Source organism: Paenibacillus cookii, assembly GCF_018333375.1.
GTDB classification, from domain to species: domain Bacteria; phylum Bacillota; class Bacilli; order Paenibacillales; family Paenibacillaceae; genus Paenibacillus_AQ; species Paenibacillus_AQ cookii.
In genome coordinates this window covers 107,321-127,164 of the sequence record NZ_BORW01000006.1, presented here as the reverse complement: position 1 = coordinate 127,164, position 19,844 = coordinate 107,321, and the positions used below count along the sequence as shown (strand labels likewise).

Below are 19,844 nucleotides of genomic sequence, written 5' to 3'. Positions count from 1 at the left end.
AGAAAAAACGTGCTGCCGCGGTATGAAACCGCAGCGGCACGTTTTTTTGTTTACGGAAGACTCGCCGGCTCTTTATGAACTGATCCGGTTTTGCTGCTGATACTGCTCCAGCGACACGAGGACCTCGCGTGGTTTGCTTCCTTCATAAGGGCCGATAATGCCCCGGGCTTCCATGGAATCGATCAAGCGGGCCGCACGCGTATACCCGACCCTCATTCTGCGCTGCAGCAGCGATACCGAAGCCTGCTTGGCCTCGAGCACGATTTGCACCGCCTGATCGTACAGCTCGTCCAGCTCTTCGTCCGCTTCGGGCTGCGACTCATCCACTTCGGGGACGATCGATTCGTCATATTGGGCTTCGCCCTGCTCGCGCACGTAATTGACGATCGTTTCCACTTCCTGGTCGGTCATAAAAGCGCCTTGGACGCGAATCGGTTTCGAAGACCCCATCGGCATGAACAGCATATCGCCCCGGCCCAGCAGCTTTTCCGCCCCGGCCATGTCGAGGATCGTCCGCGAATCCACCTGGGAAGAAACGCCGAAGGCAATCCGCGAAGGAATGTTGGCCTTGATGACCCCCGTGATGACGTCCACCGAAGGCCGCTGGGTGGCGATGATCAGGTGGATGCCGGCGGCGCGCGCCATTTGCGCAAGCCTTGTGATCGCTTCTTCGACGTCATGCGCCGCCACCATCATAAGGTCCGCGAGCTCGTCCACGATGACCACGATGTAAGGAAGCACGGCCGGCAAGTTGTCTTTCATCAGATTGTTGTAACCTTCGATGTTCCGGGTGCCGGATTTGGAAAACAGCTCGTACCGTTTCTCCATTTCGACGACGATTTTTTTCAGGGCGAGCGAAGCCCGCTTCGGATCCGTCACCACCGGAGCCATCAAATGCGGAATGCCGTTGTACACGTTCAGTTCAACCATCTTCGGATCGACCATCAGGAATTTGACCTCATCCGGTTTGGCTTTATACAAAATGCTCGTAATAATGCCGTTGATGCAGACCGATTTCCCCGAGCCGGTCGCGCCCGCGACCAGCAAATGGGGCATTTTCGCAAGATTGCCGACGATCGTCTGCCCGGAAATGTCCCTGCCGAACGCAATGGACAGCTTGGACTGGGCGTCCTGGAACACCGGCGTTTCCATGACTTCCCGCATCGTAACCAGAGACACCTCGTTATTCGGCACCTCGATGCCGATGGCCGATTTGCCCGGAATCGGCGCTTCCATCCGAATGTCCTTCGCCGCCAGCGCCAGCGCGATATCGTCGGTCAGGCTGACGATCCGGCTGACCTTGACGCCGATATCCGGCTGGATCTCGTAACGCGTCACCGCCGGGCCGCGCACGACTTCAAGCACCTTGGCCCGAACGCCGAAGCTCTCGAGCGTCGCCTCCAGCTTGCGGGCCGTTTGCATATAGTCGTTCTGGTCCCCGGCTTTGCCGCCGTTATGCGGTTTGGCCAACAAACGGAACGGCGGAAGCTTGTACGGCTTCGGCGGCGGGGCGGGCGGTTTCGTCTCAAGCGGTTCTGCCGCCTCTTCACCGGCCGGCCCTTGGCCATGTTCCTCTGCGGCTTCCCCGCCCGTTTCAGGGGAAGATGGGATCGGCTGCAGGCCTTCATGTCCGCTTTCATCCGAAACGGCTTGTACGCCACCGTCCGGCACGGGTTCATGTTCCTCCCAATCCTCTTCCTCCAAGCTCCCTTCGGATTTCACCTGCTCGAAGAAGTCGCGGATGATGGGCGATGACGTTTCCGCTTCTCCGCGATTCCACGGTTCGGGCTCCGCATCGATTCCGCCATACTCCGGCACATCATCGTAAATCAGCTTTGCCGCGCGGCTGGAATGCCTGTCTACAGGCTCCAATATGTCGCTTCCGTCCAGATCCTCGTCCGGTTCCGGAGCCGCCCCCTCTGCAGCAGGTTTGCCGATTTTGTTGCCAAAAAGCTGGAAAAACACCGGCGCGGACCTCTTCGGCTTCGGCTCGACGAAATCGTCGAGATCGTCCTCCTCATCCTCATCCGGCAGCGGGGCATGCCCCCGTTTTCGCGACGGTTTGGCGGAAGACGCGACGGCTTGCGGTTTTTGTGCCGCTATCCGTTTTTGCACGTTGCTTCCCGCTTGAACCATTCGTTTGCGCAAGATCCGCATCAGGTCGACGTACGACAGGTTCGTGATCAGCATGAAGCTGATAATGAACATGACGATGAGCATCAGCTTCGTTCCCGTATTGCCGAACAGCCAAAACAAAACGGCGTATTGGAGCGCACCGGCGTACCCTCCGCTAATATCCTTGTTCAGCATGGAACGTTCTTTGGAGCCTGCGGACGACAACAGCGAGCCGTCCAAATCATTATGTATTTGGGCAATGATATGTCCGGCGCTCAGGCCGGGAACATGGGACAGCTTCTTCTCGAGCGAGGCGACGCTGCTCATGAGCGTCAACGCCAGCACAAGCAAAACGATCCCGCTTTTGCGGGTGCTCCACCGGTTGGGCCATTTTCGCTGAATCATGACGCTGAGCCCCACATAAATGCCGATTAAAGGAATGACAAAATAAAACCGTCCAAGCACTAGGCCGAACATTTTAGATAAAGACCACCCTACCGCCGCTTCGCCGGACAGGGCAATGACGGATAGGGTGATCAATATGATGCCGTATATTTCGTATTTCAGAACATTGGTCAGCAAGGCCTTCTTCTTTTTTCTCCGTTTAGCCAAGAAATGTCACCCCCGGAACCCCATTATACCATATAATCCCGGTGGGCACCTATGTTCTGTTTTTCGCAAATTTCGCTTTATGTTGCCGGGACATAACGGATAATCTGTCCGGGGGAATATGACGGATTCAAATAGGAATCCAGCGGCCCGTCCAACAAACGGACGATTTGCACCTGGTTATGATCCAGGGGCTTCACTTCCATCAAAATCCCTTTAAACCGCACTTCCGTCGTCGTCGTTTCTTCCCCTTGCTTTTCCCAAACGGCTTCCAGCGGCATGACGGTATGGAGCGTCATTGCGTGATCCCCTCCGTTTCGCCGGCCCGCTTGCGTTCGTCGATCAACTGGTTCAGCTTCATGATCGCTTGCCCGATGCCGCCGACCTCGTCCATCAAACCGTATTTCACCGCATCGATCCCGCCGACCGGCGTCCCGACGTCCCGGTTCAGCTCGCCGGTGCGGAACATGAGCTCCTTGAATTGCGATTCCGTGATCCGCGAATGGGACGTAACGAACCGAACGACGCGCTCCTGCATTTTTTCCATGTATTCGAACGTTTGCGGGACGCCGATGACCAGTCCGTTCAAGCGGATCGGGTGAATCGTCATCGTCGCGCTTTCGGCGATGATCGAATACGTGGACGATACGGCGATCGGAACGCCGATGCTGTGTCCTCCGCCGACCACGACCGTCACCGTCGGTTTGGTCAGCGAGGCGATCATTTCGGCGATGGCCAGCCCGGCTTCGACGTCGCCGCCGACCGTATTCAAAATAATGAGGAGCCCGTCGATGTTTTTGTTTTGCTCGGCCGCGACGAGCGTAGGGATGATATGCTCGTATTTCGTCGTTTTATTTTGCGGCGGAAGAACCATATGTCCCTCGATCTGACCGATGATGGTCAAGCAAAATATGTTGGATTCGTTTGCGGTAGGCACATTCATCTGGCCAAGCTGCTGCACGGCCTCAATTGCTGCTTTCGTTGGGTTTTCCGGCTGCTGCTCCGGCGCGGCCGGTTCCTCCATACGGTAATGACCTGTTTCATTCGCCATGTTTTATTCCCCATCCTTTCACGTCAAAGGTGCGTTCATTCTGTTTAGTATGGCGGGCCGAACCCGGGTATTATTCCTTTTTGCCCCTGAAAAATAAAACGGCACCCTGCTCCCGTTCCGCCAAACGTCAAAAAAAGCACCCGCCGGAACGGGTGCTTTCTCCCTGGAACCTTAATGAAGCTGCTGCTGTTCGGAAATTTCGCTGAGCGCTTCTCCCGCTTCATTGATATGAATGTTGATGGTAGCCAGATCGCCGATGGCGCAAATGCCGACGATTTCCCCGTTTTCGACGACCGGGATGCGGCGGATTTGATGATCGGCCATCATGCGTGCGCATTCATGGGCGTCGGTATCGGGAGAACAGGTCACGACGTCTTTCGTCATGCACTCGTGGCAGTGTACGCTGTCCGGATCTTTGCCTGCGGCCACGCATTTCAGCACGATGTCGCGGTCGGTGATCATGCCTACGATTTTTTTGCCTTCGCATACGGGAAGCGATCCGCAATTGATATCGCGCATCATTTTTGCGGCGGCAGTTGCCGTATCATGCGGAGCGCATGTTTGAACATTCGTTGTCATACATTCGCGAACTAAAGTCATTGTTATTGATCCTCCTCGTGGGAAATTCCCCCGTATTGTTCCCCATGTGGAATCCCGGTTATTCAAAAGACGAAGCAAAAAAGCGCAGCTTCCGGTTGATCGGAAAACTGCGCTTTGATTATCGGTGTTTTTCCTATGGCATGCAGGAGAAGCCTCGTCCATAACTTAGCCTGCATATGAGGAAAACAGATGAGTGAATGTGGCCAATATGGGGTCAAGTGACGAACACGGTAAAAGATAGTGCTGGTATATCAAGCATTTGCCACTTCATGTTTGCAACATTACACTTCCATAATGATCGGCAAGATCATAGGTCTGCGGCGGGTCTGTTCGTACAGGAACCGTCCCAGCGCATCCTTGACTCCCGTTTTGAGGGAAGCCCACTCGTTCACATTCTCGCTCATCAGCTTCTGCAGCGTGCTCGAGACGATCCGGTTCGCTTCGTCAAGCAAGCCTTCGGATTCACGTACATACACGAAACCTCTGGAAATAATGTCCGGTCCGGACATGATCGTGCCGTCCTGTTTGCTGAGCGTAACCACAACGACCAGAATGCCGTCCTGGGAAAGCAGCTTGCGGTCCCGCAGGACGATGTTGCCTACGTCGCCGACGCCCAGTCCGTCGATGAGCACGTTGCCGGCCGTGACTTTACCGGCTTTGCGCGCCATGCCGTTCTGAATTTCCACCACTTCACCGATATCGGTGATAAAGATGTTGTCGGGATCGACTCCCACCGATTCCGCCAGGAGCGCATGCTTGCGCTGCATTCTGTACTCCCCGTGGATCGGAAGGAAAAATTTCGGTTTCATCAGGTTCAGCATCAGCTTCAGTTCTTCCTGGCTGCCGTGTCCGGAAACGTGAACGCCCGAGTTCGAGCCGCTGTAAATGACCTCGGCGCCTAAACGGAAGAGTTCGTCGATCGTCCGGCCGACGTATTTCTCGTTGCCGGGAACCGGCGTTGCAGCGATGATAACGGTATCACCCGGCAAAATATCGACCTTGCGATGGGTAGAACGGGCCATGCGGGTCAGCGCCGACATCGGTTCGCCTTGGCTGCCCGTGCACAATACGACGACGCGGTCGGCGGCCATCTTGTTCACTTCTTCCGGTTCGATCAGCATGCCGTCCGGCATGTGGAGATAGCCGAGCTCGGCGGCGATCGACACGACGTTGACCATGCTTCGTCCGATCACCGTAATTTTGCGGCCCGTCGATTCCGCGGCGTTGACGACCTGCTGGATCCGGTGAACGTTGGATGCAAACGTGGCGATCACGACGCGTTGGGACGCTTTCCGGAAAATGTCCTCCAGCACGAGGCCGACGTTTTTCTCCGATGGCGTAAAGCCCGGTTTTTCGGCATTGGTGCTGTCGGACAGCAGCGCGAGAACGCCTTCTTCGCCAATGGCAGCCATCCGCTGCAGGTTGGCATACTGGCCGTTTACCGGCGTATGGTCGAATTTAAAGTCGCCCGTATGAACGACATTGCCCTCCGGCGTCGCGATGCAAATGCCGACGGAATCCGGAATGCTGTGGTTCGTTCTGAAGAACGTCGCTTTCAGCGTTGAGCCGAGCTGCACCACCGAATCCTCATGGATCAGAATCCGTTTCGTTTCGCCGAGCAGATTGGCTTCCTTCAGCTTGTTCTCGACGAGTCCGAGCGTCAGCTTCGTTCCGTATACCGGAACATTCAAATGTTTGAGGACGTAAGGCAAACCGCCGATGTGATCCTCGTGTCCGTGAGTGAGCAAAATGCCTCTCACTTTGTCGCGGTTTTCCGTCAAGTAGCTGATATCGGGGATGACGATATCGATGCCAAGCATGTCCTCTTCGGGAAATTTCAAGCCTGCATCAACAACAACGATATCATTCGCGTATTGAATGACATACATGTTTTTCCCGATTTCACCGACGCCGCCCAATGCAAATATCGTCAATTTATCGTTATTATTTTTTTTAGACAAATGAATCTAAACCTCCTATGGTGTTGGACGTCGTACCATTTTATAGTATTTTAATTTCAAAAATATACCGCACCCAGTCACTTGACCTCATTATACATGATAAAAAACGCAAAACACAAGTCACCCTCCACGTAAGTGTTAACGTTCCCCAAAAATAAAGCCTCTATTTGCTACAAAAAACAGCGCCCGAACGGGCGCTGTCATCGTTTTTTTCGTAATGTTGACGTCGATAAAAATCAAGCCTGCAAAGAAGCTACAAGATCGCGGAGAAACGCGGCTTCGGATTCGCTGGGGTCGACGAGCGGCAAACGTACACCGCCAACGGGACGGCCGAGCAGATTCAGGGCATATTTCAATGCAGAAGGATTCGGCACGGGATGCGGGCATTCGAAAAGCCCCTTGAAAACAGGGAACAACTTCTGATGCAGCTTCGCCGCTTCGGCTGCCTCTCCGTTCAAATACGCTTGAATCATGTCCTTCATGGACGCGCCGATCAAATGGCTGGCCACGCTCACAATCCCGTAAGCGCCAACCGCGATGGCCGGCAGCGTCACGGAATCGTCGCCCGAATAAACCTTGAAATGTTCGGGGGCGGCCGAGGCGATGAGCGTCACCTGCTCAAGAGAGGCGCATTCTTTCGTGCCGACGACGTTAGGAATCCGGGCGAGGCGGAGGGTCGTCTCGACCGAAAGGCTCGTTACGGTTCGTCCCGGCACATTGTAAAGAATGACCGGCAGGTTCGTGCCGCGAGCGATGGCCTCGAAATGGCGGTACAACCCTTCCTGGTTCGGCTTGTTGTAATAAGGCACGACCAGCAGCGCCGCGTCAACGCCCAATTTTTCGGCCTTCCGGGTCAGCTGGACGGAATGCTCCGTGTTGTTGCTGCCCGTCCCGGCGATGATTTTGCAGCGCCCTTTGGCATGCTCCACCGCGAAAGCAAACAGCTCCAGCTTCTCTTCATCGCTTAACGTCGGGGACTCGCCCGTCGTGCCGCAGATGACGAGGGAATCCGATTTTTGCTCTTCGATCAAATATTCAATCATGTTTGACGTTTCCGACCAGTTGATGTTTCCCTGCTCGTCAAACGGCGTGATCATGGCCGTTATCAATCTTCCGAAATCCACTTGTATAACCTCCTCAAACGATGGAACGCGCTCTTGCAAGCCGTTTTTTATGAGATTTCCAATGAATATGCAGGCTAGGCGGCTCTGCGGTATGGAAGATCCGTTGATCAAAACGTTTCTCCCTTAACCGCTAAGCCGCTTCTTAAGTAAAAGTTATCTATGAAGTTCGAATTTGGTATGAAGAGCACGCAATGCCTGCACCATGTCTTCTTTTTTCACGAGCACCCAGATGGTCGTGTTCGAATCGGCCGATTGCAGGATTTGAATGTTCTGTTCGCTTAACGATTCGACGATTTTGGCCATGATTCCCGGAACCCCGTTGATTCCCCCGCCGATGACCGAAACTTTGGCACAGCCGGACAACGCCTTGGGCTCGAATCCAAGCTCGCGGAGAACCGTCAACGCCCGATCCGAATCAAAGTCAAACACCGTATAGACCGCCCCGGTTGGGGTAACATTAATAAAGTCCACGCTGATGGAATTTTCCGCCATCGCTTTAAATACCTGAAGCTGAAGATTATGGCCTCCGCCTTCGCAATCGACCGTAATTTGCGTCACGTTGCTTACATAGGCGATCCCGGTCACGTAACGGTCCATAAAGCCCAGCTGAACGTCCTTGAAGCCCTCCGGCTGGGTCACCAGCGTCCCTTCATCCTCGGAAAACGTAGACCGCACCCGAACGGGGATATGGGCCTGCATGGCGATTTCAACGGCCCGGGGGTGAATCACTTTGGCGCCGTACTGCGCCATGTTGCAAATTTCAGCGTAGCTTACGACGGGCAGCGGTTTGGCGTCTTCGACGATTCTCGGGTCCGCAGTCAAAATGCCGTTGACGTCCGTATAGATGTCAACGATTTCCGCATGAAGCGCAGCGCCGAGAGCCGTAGCCGAAGTATCGCTTCCGCCTCTCCCCAGGGTCGTAAAGTCGCCGGACTCCGCCTGTCCCTGAAAACCGGTCACGATAACCACCTGATGCGTCTCCAGTTCGGAAATCACCCGGTCCGGACGCACGTCCTTGATCCGGGCATTGCCGAATTGATCGTCCGTGACGAATCCGGCCTGCGCCCCCGTCAGCACGGTTGCGCGAATGCCTTCGGACTCCAACAGGCTGCAAAGCGTAGCCGCGGAGATGATTTCACCGCAGCACAGCAGTAAATCCCTTTCGCGCGCAGGCAGCGCATCGCCATTCTGGGCAACCCAGTCAAGGAGCGTGTCCGTAGCGTAAGGCTCACCTCGGCGTCCCATTGCGGACACAACGACAACGAGCTGGTATCCAGCATTCAGCTCGCGTTTGACGTGGCCAATGACAAGCTCTCTTGCCTGCGGCGTCGACAGCGACGTACCGCCAAATTTTTGTACTAAAATACTCATTTCCATTCCTCCATACGACTAAGAACGCGCGGAACGTTTGGCTGCAGCAATCTCGTCTTTCGGACAGCACGGTTTAGAGCCGCACCCTCACGGAATTATCGTTGCATCGATTGGAGGTTTTGTTGCCCGCGACAAGATCACGGCGCAAACGCCCTGCAAAAACGTCCGGCTTCCTGCGGCATGGGTCGCAGGCGGATAAGGGCAGGAAGCGGGGCGGCTGCGCGTGCCAAATTCCCGGCGCTTCCTCCAAAATTACGCGTCTTCAAGTTCATAGTCTCTCTCAAGTTCGACAATTACAGATTTTATGTGACCGCAAACGACAGGAATGCGGGCACAAGCGGCCGTTGCATGGACGGATCCGCCTTGCTGATTCAGCGCCCGGATCGCCATGCGGCAGCCTTCGAATTAAAATGGTGAAGCCATACAGGATGTTCGGCCGTTTAGGCCGAGAACACCCGTTGAAGGATCATGGGCTGAAGCTGTTTTCCTTCCAGCGCTGCGTAGCAGGCTTCGGGAATCAAATCCATCTGGGCCACAAGCGAATTCGGCTTTTGAAAAGGATTATCCTGGCCAAACGGAACAAAATAGATGTTTTTCGTAATTAAAAGCTTGGCGATGTTGGACGCATTCAGTCCAAGCCCGTCATTGGTCGAAATCGCGAGCACAAGCGGTCGCTGGTTCCTCATCTGGGCCTTGGCGGCCATAAGCACCGGACTGTCCGTCATCGCGTTTGCCAGCTTGCTCGTCGTGTTTCCGGTGCAAGGGGCGATGACCAGCACATCCAGCAATTTGGACGGCCCCAGCGGCTCCGCTTCGACAATCGTAGTAATGATGTCATTGCCCGTAATGTCTTTTAATTGCTGAAGCCAATTTTGAGCCGTTCCGAAACGTGTATCCGTTACCTGCACCGAACCCGACGCGATCGGCACCACGTTCGCGCCGGCTTCCACGAACCGCTTCACCTGCGGCATGATTTCCTCAAGCGTGCAGTGTGATCCCGTAACTGCATAACCTACCGTTTTACCCTGCCAATTCATTGTCCATCCCCCCGAGTCTTGAACTCATCCGAAATCAACTGTACCAACGTGTTCGCGATAATCGAACCAGCCGTTTTGGGAGCTACGATTCCAGGGAGCCCGGGGGCAAGCAGCGCCTTGATCCCCCGCTTCTCCGCATACCGGAAATCGCATCCTCCGGGAGCGGAAGCAAGGTCAATAATGACGGCGCTTTGGGGCATTCTAGACAGGATTTGTGCTGTGACTATCATAGTCGGAATCGTATTAAAAATCAAGTCGATGTTGCGCACGTGATCCGCCAAATCCCTTGTCAGAAAAGGCTCCCAGCCCATCACCTCCGCCCGGGCGACGTCCTTTTCGCTGCGGACTCCCACTTTCACTTTCGCTCCCAGACCCTGCAGGCTTTTCGCCATCGTAAACCCGGTCCTGCCCAGTCCAAGCACCATGCAGTTCGATCCATGTATCGTAAAATCCGTATTCTGAATAGCCATCACCAGAGCGCCTTCGGATGTCGGAATGGAATTGCTGATCGCGACCTCATCCCGGTCCAGCAGCTCGATCAACTTGATCTCGTGATGAGCGCACAAGCTTCGCAGATAAGGTTTGGCCATGCCGGTGTATACTTTGCACCCTCTGCGGAGCGCGGCCATATGCTCATCCTGCAGCTTTAGCGACTCGTTCGAGAACTGCGTATGGATGATGCCGTTGTCATCACAGCCCACGACAGGAAGGACCAGCACATCCGCAGCAGCGAGCAGCTCAGCCGTCAGATGATCCCTGGTCACTCCCTGGAGTTTTTCCTTCAGATTGTCAAAACCGACGACGCTGACGGTGGCATCCATCTCCGAACATTTGCGGATCACCTCGATCTGCCGCGCATCCCCGCCTAGGAATACGATTTGGACTCCTGTCAGCATAAGGATGTCACTCCTTTCAAAAAACACTGTTATGGAACATCTTATGCCGAAGCCTATCATTCGGTGAGAACGCGGAGGAAATAACCCCGAAACCCGGGGCGGTTGCAGTGCTTTGGCCTTTTGGTCAGCGGTTTTCGGAGGGACCCTAAAACGGGATTGAACGCAAAAAAATCCGCCGTCACTTCGCTTTCGGCGAACATGCGGCGGATCTTGGTTGGTTATTTGCCCGTGTGGCCGAATCCTCCGGCACCGCGAACGGTCTCGGACAAACGTTCCACTTGTTCGAGACGGATCGGCGGAACCTCCTGGAATACCATTTGGGCAATCCGTTCGTTCCGGGCGATTTCAAAAGGCTCCTGTCCCAAGTTAATGAGCAGCACCTTCACTTCCCCGCGGTAATCCGCGTCGATCGTTCCCGGCGTATTGAGGCAAGTGATGCCGTGTTTCAAGGCGAGTCCGCTGCGCGGACGGATTTGGGCTTCCAGCCCTTCCGGCATCGCTAAGGCAAATCCTGTCGGAATCAGCTTGCGCTCCCCCGGATGGAGCACGACAGGTTCCTCGACGGCGGCATGCAGGTCGTAACCTGAAGCGCCCGAGGACATTTTTTCCGGAAGTTTCACGTCGTCATGTCCCGGAAGCTTATGAATTTGAACGTAATGCAACCAAATCATCCCTTCTTAATCCGGCGATAGCTTTGTCCGATGCTCCGACCATGGCCAGCGCAAAAGGCACGCCGAACATTCTGTCCAGCACGTCGTCGATATCCTTCATGCCGACATGCTCTATTTTATCAATCATTTCGTCCAGGGAATAGTGCTTGCCCAGCATCAATTCGTTTTTGCCGAGACGGTTCATCCGGCTGCCCGTTCCCTCCAGGCTCAAAATCAGGCTGCCCTTCAGCTGTTCCTTGCCTTTCCGGAGCTCGTCTTCCGTAATGCCGTTTTGCGCAACGTCCGCAAGCACCTCTTTGGTCAGATCAAGCACGTCCTTGGTCTGTTTCGGCGCGGTGCCCGCATATACCGTAAACAAGCCGCTGTCCTCATTGGAGCTGTGGTACGAATAAACGGAATAAGCCAGGCCCCGCTTTTCGCGGATTTCCTGGAACAGCCTCGAGCTCATGCCCCCGCCGATCGTATTGTTCAGCAAAATCATCGCGTACTGCAGCGGGTCATGGATCGAACATCCCGGCAGCGACAGGCAGATGTGGTTCTGCTCGGTTTTCTTTTTATGGAACAAAACATCGCTGTGGAACCCCGGTGACGCAATTTCCTTCACCCGGCGTTTGTTCCCGAAATGGCCAAAATGGCGCTCCAGCAGCTCCACGACGCCGTCATCGATGTTGCCGGCCACGCTGATGACCGTATTTTCGACCGTGTAATGCTCCTCCATGTACGCCCGCAGCTCCGCCGGTCCCATCGGGTCAAGCTGCTGCTTCGTGCCCAAAATCGGATAAGCCAGCGGATGTTCCCCGTAAACGGCTTTTGCCATCAAATCATGCACCAGATCGTCCGGCGTGTCTTCGTACATCGAAATTTCCTCAAGAATGACGTTTTTCTCCTTGGCCAGTTCGCCTTCATCCAAAACCGACCGGAAAAACATGTCCGAAAGGACGTCCACGGCGATCGGCAAATGCTCATCCAGCACTTTGGCGTAATAACATGTATACTCCTTCGACGTAAACGCGTTAACGTTGCCGCCGATGGCATCGAATTGCTCCGCTATGTCTTTGGCGTCGAAACGCTCCGTCCCTTTAAAGAGCATATGCTCGATAAAATGCGATACGCCGTTATTATCGGGTGTTTCATGACGCGAACCCGTTTTTACCCAGATCCCGAAAGAAACCGACCGACAGGTCGGGATTTTCTCCATGACTACTCTGAGGCCGTTGGTAAGCTTTATTTTTTTCACGCGGCTAGGCCCTCCTAAAATAATATCAATCACTGCCTTCAACGCATCCCCTATCCTACCAAAAAACAACGCCCCGCTCAACCGCTTTGCGGAACAATGCGTTCGGGCGAAAGCGTCTGGCTCACCGTTCCCGGGATCAGCCCCTTGGCTTTGATGCCCCGGATCATCCCCCGGAGCGCCTTGGACGACGAAGACGTCGGATGCATCAAAATAAGGGATCCTGCCTCCGCTTTCTTCGATATTTTGCTTACGACCGATTCCGGGGAAGGATTTCTCCAGTCGACCGTATCGAGCGTCCATAGGACGGTCTTCAGGCCGAGGCCTGCGGCGATACGCACCGTTTGCTGATTAAAATCCCCCGACGGCGGGGCAAACCATTTATTGTCGACGCCCAGGGTTTCCTTCAGGAGCTTTTGCGTTTTGCTGATCTCCATCGTGGCCCGGTATTCGCTCAGCTGGCTCATGTTCGGATGGGTGTACGCATGGTTTTCAAGCTCGTGTCCGCGTTTTTGGATTTCCTTGGCCAGCTCGGGATTTTTTTTCAGCCAGCTTCCATCAAAAAAGAAGGTAGCCTTTACCTTCTCCTCGTCTAAAATATCCAGCATCGGCACGATAAATTCATTCCCCCAAGCCACATTGATCATAAGCGCGACCATCGGCTTGTTCGGATTTCCCCGGTAAATCGGCTCCGCCCCCAAATCGTCCAGGCTGACCTTCGGAGGGATTTGGCGATACACGTATGTAAACGGCTTGGACGCCCCCGCCGCCTTTGCCTGCTTATAGGTTGCATCCACATCGATTTCTATTCCATTATAACCGGGAATCGCCTTCCATACACGGTCCACAACCGCGTCGACGGGCTGGATCCTCGTCTGCTCCCGCTTTTCCAGAAGCTCTTTGTAGAGCGGATCCTGCGCCTGATCTGCCGCCGGGACCCCCGTCGCACGAACCTCCGCCGCCTGATGCCTGGCTTCCCTGATATATTCGCCGACGACGCCGGTCTGCGCGACCCCTACGACGACGGCAAAACAGGCCATCAATACCGCGCCCTTTCTTCCATTCATTCCCCCGCTCATCTCCCTTACCCGCTTTGTCCCATCATATGAGCAAGTCCAGCGGATTATGAATGGAGGAAAAGAAGACCCGGGCCCTTCCATCCCGGAAAAAAAAAGAGCCAGAAGTGGTTACGTTCTGCCTCTTTCGCAAGACCTTCCAGGTCTCTTTTAGATTGTTAAGCTTTTTGCGGCTTGGATTCCGCAGTCAAAACTGCCTTGCGGGACAGGTTAATCCGGCCCTGCTGGTCGATCTCCGTCACTTTCACGGTAATCGAATCCCCGATCGCCACGACGTCTTCAACCTTCGCTACGCGTTCGGTGGACAATTGGGAAATGTGAACGAGACCTTCCTTGTTCGGCAAAATTTCCACGAATGCCCCGAATTTCTCGATCCGTTTGACGGTGCCGACGTAAATTTCGCCGACCTGTACCTCGCGGACGATGCCTTCGATGATGGAACGCGCTTTTTGGTTCATTTCTTCGTTCGACGAAGCGATGAATACGCGGCCATCCTGCTCGATATCGATTTTCACGCCGGTTTCTTCGATGATTTTGTTGATGATTTTGCCGCCTGCGCCGATGACGTCGCGGATTTTGTCCGGATTGATGTTCATGACGATAATTTTAGGCGCATATGGGGACAGCGTTTCCCTTGGCTTCTGGATCGCTTCCATCATTTTGCTCAGGATGAACATCCGGCCTTCTCTTGCTTGCTTCAAAGCGTCCTGCAAAATCTGGCGGTCGATGCCGTCGATTTTAATGTCCATTTGGATGGCTGTAACGCCTTCCGCGGTTCCGGCCACTTTGAAGTCCATATCGCCCAGATGGTCTTCCATGCCCTGGATATCGGTCAAAATGGAGACATGTTCCCCGTCTTTGATCAGACCCATGGCCACCCCGGCAACCGGCGCTTTAATCGGCACGCCCGCGTCCATCATGGCCAGCGTGCTTGCGCAAATGCTTGCCTGGGAAGTGGAGCCGTTGGATTCCAGCACCTCGGACACAAGACGGATCGTGTACGGAAACTCGGTTTCGGAAGGAATGACCTTCGACAGCGCTCTTTCGCCAAGCGCGCCATGGCCGATTTCACGGCGTCCCGGAGCGCGGAGCGGGCGGGCTTCGCCTACGCTGAACGGCGGGAAGTTGTAATGGTGCATAAAACGTTTCGATTCCTGCAGGTCGATGCCGTCCAGGATTTGCACGTCGCCGAGCGCACCAAGCGTACATACGCTAAGCGCCTGCGTTTGACCCCGGGTAAACAGGCCCGTTCCGTGCGTGCGAGGCAAAATGCCCGTATCGCATTCAATCGGACGGATTTCATCCAGCTTGCGGCCGTCAGGACGAACCTTATCATGCGTGATCAGGCGTCTGACTTCTTCCTTGACGATATCGTGCAACACTTCTTTGACGTCGCTCAAAAGCTCAGGCGTCTCTATGTATTGCTGTTCAAAGTAAGCCACCGTTTCATCGTTAATGGCGTCAATCGCATCTTGGCGGGCATGCTTCTCGGCAATGCGAACGGCTTCGACCAAACGGGCTGCCGCATATTCGCGGACCTGCTTGTTGACTTCGGCGTCCACCGTGTGCAGTTTGACTTCCATCTTCGGCTTGCCGGCCTTGGCCACCAGTTCCTCGATGACCTCGACGATTTTTTTGATTTCCTCATGACCGAACATGATCGCTTCGAGCATGACTTCTTCAGGCACTTCGTTGGCTTCGGCTTCCACCATCATAATGGCGTCTTTGGTGCCCGACACGACCACGTAAATATCGCTGATTTCCTGCTGGGCGATCGTCGGGTTGATAATGAACTCCCCGTCCACGCGGCCAACGATAACTCCGCCGATCGGTCCGTTAAACGGAACGTCGGAAATGCTCAGCGCGGCCGAGGTACCGATCATCGCGGCGATTTCCGGAGAGCAGTCCTGATCGACGCTCATGACGAGATTAAGGACTTGTACATCATTACGGAATCCTTCAGGGAACAGCGGACGGATCGGACGGTCCGTAAGACGGCTGGCAAGAATCGCCTTTTCGCTCGGACGCCCTTCGCGTTTGATAAAACCTCCCGGAATTTTGCCGACGGCATACAATCTTTCCTCATAGTTTACGGTCAGCGGAAAAAAATCCAAATCTTTAGGTTCACTGGAAGCAGTCACAGTACAAAGCACGGCGGTTTCCCCATAACGGACCATCACTGCTGCATTGGCCTGTTTGGCGAGTCGACCGGTTTCCAAAACGAGGGGTCTTCCGCCCAACTGCATTTCGACACGACTTTCCATGAAATCCCTCCTTTTCAATACACATTATTCCCAGGTTTGGGTCAATTCATATAAGGCCTGCATAAAAAGCAACCCGGTTGCTCCGCTGTCACTCCGAAAAGGACAACGGTGAACAACCAGGCTGCTTTAAGTAGACCATACGGATATTAACGACGCAATCCGAGTTTTTCAATCAGCGCGCTGTAACGTTTAACATCTTTGTTTTTCAAGTATGCCAACAGCTTACGGCGTTGACCGACCATTTTCAGCAGTCCGCGGCGGGAATGATGATCTTTCTTGTGCGTGCGCAAGTGATCAGTCAGGTTCGTAATGTTCTCCGTAAGGATAGCAATTTGCACCTCTGGGGATCCTGTGTCGGATTCATGAGTTTTGTGCTCTTCGATCAGTTGTTGTTTGCGTTCTTGAGTCAATGCCATCCTGTTCACCTCCTTAAGTAAATAATCGCCGTTAGCCTCGTTACCGTCGGTGAGATCGTGTAACCAAGCCAAGGTTATTGCCGCTGTTCCCAGCGACGTTTATCAGTATAACATACATGGGCGGCAAAAGTAAATGTTCTCCATGTCCGATTATTTGGACAGGCTCAAAATCTTTCCGGCCGTTTCGGCGTCGGACCGGATTTGAGCGATCAGCTCCTGGATGGAAGGGAATTTCCGTTCCGGCCGGATATAGGACACCAGATCTACGATCATCTGCTCGCCGTAGATGTCCCGGTCAAAATCCAGGAGATGAACCTCAAAGCTTGGCGCGGCAACGTTCTCTTGGAACGTCGGTTTGACTCCCAAATTCATCACGCCGGGGATCCACTCGCCTTCAATGAACGAACGGACCGCGTACACGCCTTTGGCCGGCACGACGTATTGGTCGAGCAGGCGCAAATTGGCCGTCGGAAATCCGATCGTCCGGCCCCGCTTGTCCCCGTCGATGACGACGCCCCGCAGCCGGTACGGCCTCCCGAGCAGCCGGTTCGCTTGTTCCAGATCTCCGCCGTGCAGCGCTTTACGGATCTCCGAGCTGCTCACCTTCCCGCCTCCTTGCTCGAAAGGCGGAATGATCTCGACGCTCATTTTTCCTTGCCCGAGCTCGCGCAGCATTTTCGCGTCCCCCGCTCCTTTGTGGCCGAACCGGAAATCGAAGCCGACGATCGCCGTCCGCACCCCGAGCGACAACAACATGCCCACGGCGAATTCCTGCGGGCTCAGCTTGGAGAAGGCTTCGCTGAACTCCACGACGTACAAGACATCCACGCCCAGCCCTGCGAGCAGTTCCTGCTTTTCCGGCAGCGGCGTCAAACTGCCCTCGTAGTTGCCTTTTTTCATGACGTCCTTTGGATGGGGATGAAAAGTCATGACCGCGCTCGGAACGCCCTCCTGCCGTGCCAGCCGGACGGCGGAACCGATCACGCTTGCATGCCCCTGGTGCACGCCGTCGAACTGTCCGATCGCCACGATTTGCGGGCCCGCATGCTCCCGGAGGATGCCGGCGGACAAGGGATAGGTTAAATGTATAGTCTTCACAGCGTTCTCACCTGCAATTCGATTAGAAATATCCGTTACAGCCGCTTATGCCTCCGGCAAAAACACCTTTACCGGGGCAATGGCGCCTGATTCTTCCTGCTTTTCAAAGATCCCGAGAAAAACGCCTGCGCTGTCGTACAGACGAATGCAGCCGGAAGTCCGCACTTCCGGGGAAACGGCCCTGCCGGAGAGCCTCTGGCCCTGCAGCGCCGCGGCAGCCTTGTCGTCCGCTACGGTGTGCGCCGGCAAATGTCTGACGGCATGGTCGATCTGAATCAGATGTTCCTGCAGACTTCCCTCCTGCATCAGGCGCTCCACCTCTTCCAGCGTCAAGCATGCCGAGGCTGGAATTCCCGCGGACATCGTTCTCGTCAGCCGAACCATCGTCGCAGGCAAACCAAGCGCCTTGCCGATATCCACGCAAAGCGTACGGATATACGTTCCTTTGGAGCAAAGCGCCCTGAAGGAAATATCGAGATACGGCCCCTGCCATTCATGGCCTTTCATTTCAATTTCGTAAATGGTCACTTCCCGGCTTTTGCGCTCCACCGTTTTGCCTTCGCGCGCCAGTTCGTAAAGCCTTTTGCCGTCGACTTTAACGGCGGAATACATGGGCGGAACCTGGGAGATGGTGCCCCGAAACGACCGCAGCACGTTCTCCGCCTCCTCCGGCGTGACCGTGACCCGGTCGACCTTTTCCGTCACGTTGCCGGTCAGGTCTTCGCTGTCTGTGGCCAGTCCCAGCCTTAACGTCGCTTCGTATTCCTTCGGAAGCTCCTGCATGTATTCGACCACTCTTGTCGCCCTGCCGAGGCAGAGCGGGAGTACGCCCGTCACTTCCGGATCGAGCGTGCCGGTATGGCCGATCCGCTTCATCTTCAAAATGCGCCGCGTCTTCGCTACGACATCATGGGAAGTCATCCCTGCCGGCTTGTGAACGGCCAATATGCCTTCAAGATTCATAACAATGATTTCACCCGTTCTATTACCTGTTCAATGGAGCTCTCCAGGGAAGCTTCTAGCCTGCAGCCTGCGGCGCGAACATGGCCTCCGCCCCCGAAGCTTTGGGCCAGCGCGGCAACGTCGACTTTTCCTGCCGAACGAAGACTGACTTTCACGGCCTGGTCATGGATCACTTTAAATAAAATGCCGACTTCGACCCCCTGGATGTTCCGCGGATAGTTGACGATCCCTTCCAAATCTTCGTTTGCCGCTCCCGCTTCCTTCATATGTTCCGGAGTAACGTAAACCCAGCAAATTTTCCCGTCGGGCGTCATCTCCATCGTGCTGAGCGCCTTCACAAGCACTTTCATTTGCGGCAGCGTCATCGATTCCAACAAGGTTTCGCATAATTCGGGCCCGTTTACGCCGTAGCCGAGCAGTTCCGAAGCAATGCTCATCACCCGCGGCGACGTATTGGAGTAACGAAATCCGCCCGTATCCGTCAAAAGTCCGGTATAGATGGCGGATGCGATATCGGTCGTCCACTTGAATCCGAAAGCGTCGATGAGGTCATGCAATATCTCGGCAGTCGCGGCAGCATCCGGTTTCACGAGAGCCGCGCTCCCGTAACCGTTGTTGGTCGGATGGTGGTCAATGTTCAGGATCAAAGCATCTTCTTCAAAATATCGGGCCGTCTGTCCCACCCTGGCAAAATCGGCGCAGTCCACGCAAACGACATGCTTGAAGGTACGGTCAAGCGGCTGCTCCTCCATGTTCACGATTTGGTCTGCCAGCAGCAAGAAACGCATCCGCTCCGGGATCGGGCCCTCATTGATCAGAGTGAATTTTTTGCCCAGACATGAGAGAAGCCAGCCCACGGCTACGGTGGAACTGACTGCATCTCCATCTGGCTGAATATGCGACACTACTAAATAATCATCATGCTCCAGCAGAAACCGCTTTGCCTGCTCAAGCGACTGTTCATAGGTCTGCATAGCCTTCTCCTTTAAACTGTATTAGTTCGAATCGTTTTTGCTGATCTCTCCCAGCAGCTTTTCGATATGGCTGCCGTAAGCAATGGATTCATCGAACTTGAAAATAAGCTCGGGAATGTGACGAAGGCGAATCCGCTTGCCGAGCTCGGAGCGGAGAAAACCGTTGGCTTTCTCCAGAGCTTTCAGCGAGTTTTCTTTCTGCTCTTCGTCTCCCAGCACGCTGAGGTAAACCTTCGCTTGGGATAAATCATTGGTTACGTCCACGCCGGTCACGGTCAGGAAACCGATGCGGGGGTCTTTCAATTCACTTTGGATGAGCTGGCTCAGTTCCTTTTTGATCTGTTCTCCAACCCGTCCTACACGTATTTTGGCCATAGCTGTTCA

Annotated in this window: 18 protein-coding genes; all 18 read right to left on the bottom strand. The window is 54.7% G+C overall.

Annotated elements, in window-relative coordinates; translation table 11 throughout:
- Positions 1-72: 72 nt before the first annotated feature.
- Positions 73-2,727, bottom strand: a complete 2,655-nt coding sequence (locus KI367_RS08490; RefSeq protein WP_246536767.1) for an FtsK/SpoIIIE family DNA translocase — start codon at positions 2,725-2,727, stop codon at positions 73-75.
- 77 nt (positions 2,728-2,804) lie between these two features.
- The gene (locus tag KI367_RS08485) at positions 2,805-3,023 is read right to left on the bottom strand and encodes a YlzJ-like family protein (protein WP_036707005.1); all 219 of its coding nucleotides are present in this window, start codon (positions 3,021-3,023) and stop codon (positions 2,805-2,807) included.
- Positions 3,020-3,775 (bottom strand): ClpP family protease, encoded by a 756-nt coding sequence (locus KI367_RS08480; RefSeq protein WP_036707004.1) that lies wholly within the window; start codon positions 3,773-3,775, stop codon positions 3,020-3,022. Before KI367_RS08480 ends, KI367_RS08485 begins: the two co-directional genes overlap by 4 nt.
- Positions 3,776-3,946: 171 nt before the next feature.
- Positions 3,947-4,375, bottom strand: coding sequence for a CBS domain-containing protein (locus KI367_RS08475; RefSeq protein WP_036707002.1), 429 nt, complete (start codon positions 4,373-4,375; stop codon positions 3,947-3,949).
- Positions 4,376-4,656: 281 nt separating this feature from the next.
- Positions 4,657-6,336, bottom strand: coding sequence for a ribonuclease J (locus tag KI367_RS08470; protein WP_212948975.1), 1,680 nt, complete (start codon positions 6,334-6,336; stop codon positions 4,657-4,659).
- A 236-nt stretch (positions 6,337-6,572) separates the two neighbouring features.
- A complete protein-coding gene (gene dapA, locus KI367_RS08465) occupies positions 6,573-7,460 on the bottom strand; it encodes a 4-hydroxy-tetrahydrodipicolinate synthase (RefSeq protein WP_212948973.1) in 888 nt (295 codons plus the stop codon).
- A 153-nt stretch (positions 7,461-7,613) separates the two neighbouring features.
- Positions 7,614-8,831, bottom strand: a complete 1,218-nt coding sequence (gene dapG, locus KI367_RS08460; protein ID WP_212948971.1) for an aspartate kinase — start codon at positions 8,829-8,831, stop codon at positions 7,614-7,616.
- A gap of 440 nt (positions 8,832-9,271) precedes the next feature.
- Positions 9,272-9,868 carry a dipicolinate synthase subunit B gene (locus KI367_RS08450; RefSeq protein WP_036706994.1) on the bottom strand — a complete coding sequence of 199 codons (597 nt, stop codon included), beginning with the start codon at positions 9,866-9,868 and terminating at the stop codon, positions 9,272-9,274.
- Positions 9,865-10,764, bottom strand: coding sequence for a dipicolinate synthase subunit DpsA (gene dpsA / locus KI367_RS08445; protein ID WP_212948968.1), 900 nt, complete (start codon positions 10,762-10,764; stop codon positions 9,865-9,867). Before dpsA ends, KI367_RS08450 begins: the two co-directional genes overlap by 4 nt.
- 218 nt (positions 10,765-10,982) lie before the next feature.
- Positions 10,983-11,435 carry a dUTP diphosphatase gene (dut, locus tag KI367_RS08440; protein WP_212948966.1) on the bottom strand — a complete coding sequence of 151 codons (453 nt, stop codon included), beginning with the start codon at positions 11,433-11,435 and terminating at the stop codon, positions 10,983-10,985.
- Complete coding sequence (locus tag KI367_RS08435) at positions 11,404-12,633, bottom strand: M16 family metallopeptidase (RefSeq protein ID WP_373316216.1); 1,230 nt, start codon at positions 12,631-12,633, stop codon at positions 11,404-11,406. The genes dut and KI367_RS08435 overlap by 32 nt, the downstream gene beginning before the upstream one ends.
- 116 nt (positions 12,634-12,749) lie before the next feature.
- Entirely contained in the window at positions 12,750-13,736 is a 987-nt protein-coding gene (locus KI367_RS08430) for a polysaccharide deacetylase family protein (RefSeq protein ID WP_212948962.1), read from the bottom strand.
- A 167-nt stretch (positions 13,737-13,903) separates the two neighbouring features.
- On the bottom strand, positions 13,904-16,009 hold the full coding sequence (pnp, locus tag KI367_RS08425) for a polyribonucleotide nucleotidyltransferase (protein ID WP_212948960.1): 2,106 nt from the start codon (positions 16,007-16,009) through the stop codon (positions 13,904-13,906).
- Positions 16,010-16,155: 146 nt separating this feature from the next.
- Complete coding sequence (rpsO, locus tag KI367_RS08420) at positions 16,156-16,425, bottom strand: 30S ribosomal protein S15 (protein ID WP_036706983.1); 270 nt, start codon at positions 16,423-16,425, stop codon at positions 16,156-16,158.
- Positions 16,426-16,575: 150 nt separating this feature from the next.
- Positions 16,576-17,523, bottom strand: a complete 948-nt coding sequence (locus tag KI367_RS08415) for a bifunctional riboflavin kinase/FAD synthetase (protein ID WP_212948958.1) — start codon at positions 17,521-17,523, stop codon at positions 16,576-16,578.
- A gap of 45 nt (positions 17,524-17,568) precedes the next feature.
- Complete coding sequence (gene truB / locus KI367_RS08410; RefSeq protein ID WP_212948956.1) at positions 17,569-18,486, bottom strand: tRNA pseudouridine(55) synthase TruB; 918 nt, start codon at positions 18,484-18,486, stop codon at positions 17,569-17,571.
- The gene (locus tag KI367_RS08405; protein WP_212948954.1) at positions 18,483-19,460 is read right to left on the bottom strand and encodes a DHH family phosphoesterase; all 978 of its coding nucleotides are present in this window, start codon (positions 19,458-19,460) and stop codon (positions 18,483-18,485) included. Before KI367_RS08405 ends, truB begins: the two co-directional genes overlap by 4 nt.
- A 21-nt stretch (positions 19,461-19,481) precedes the next feature.
- Positions 19,482-19,835: a 30S ribosome-binding factor RbfA gene (gene rbfA / locus KI367_RS08400; protein ID WP_036706978.1), complete on the bottom strand. Its 354-nt coding sequence runs from the start codon at positions 19,833-19,835 to the stop codon at positions 19,482-19,484.
- Positions 19,836-19,844: the final 9 nt, after the last annotated feature.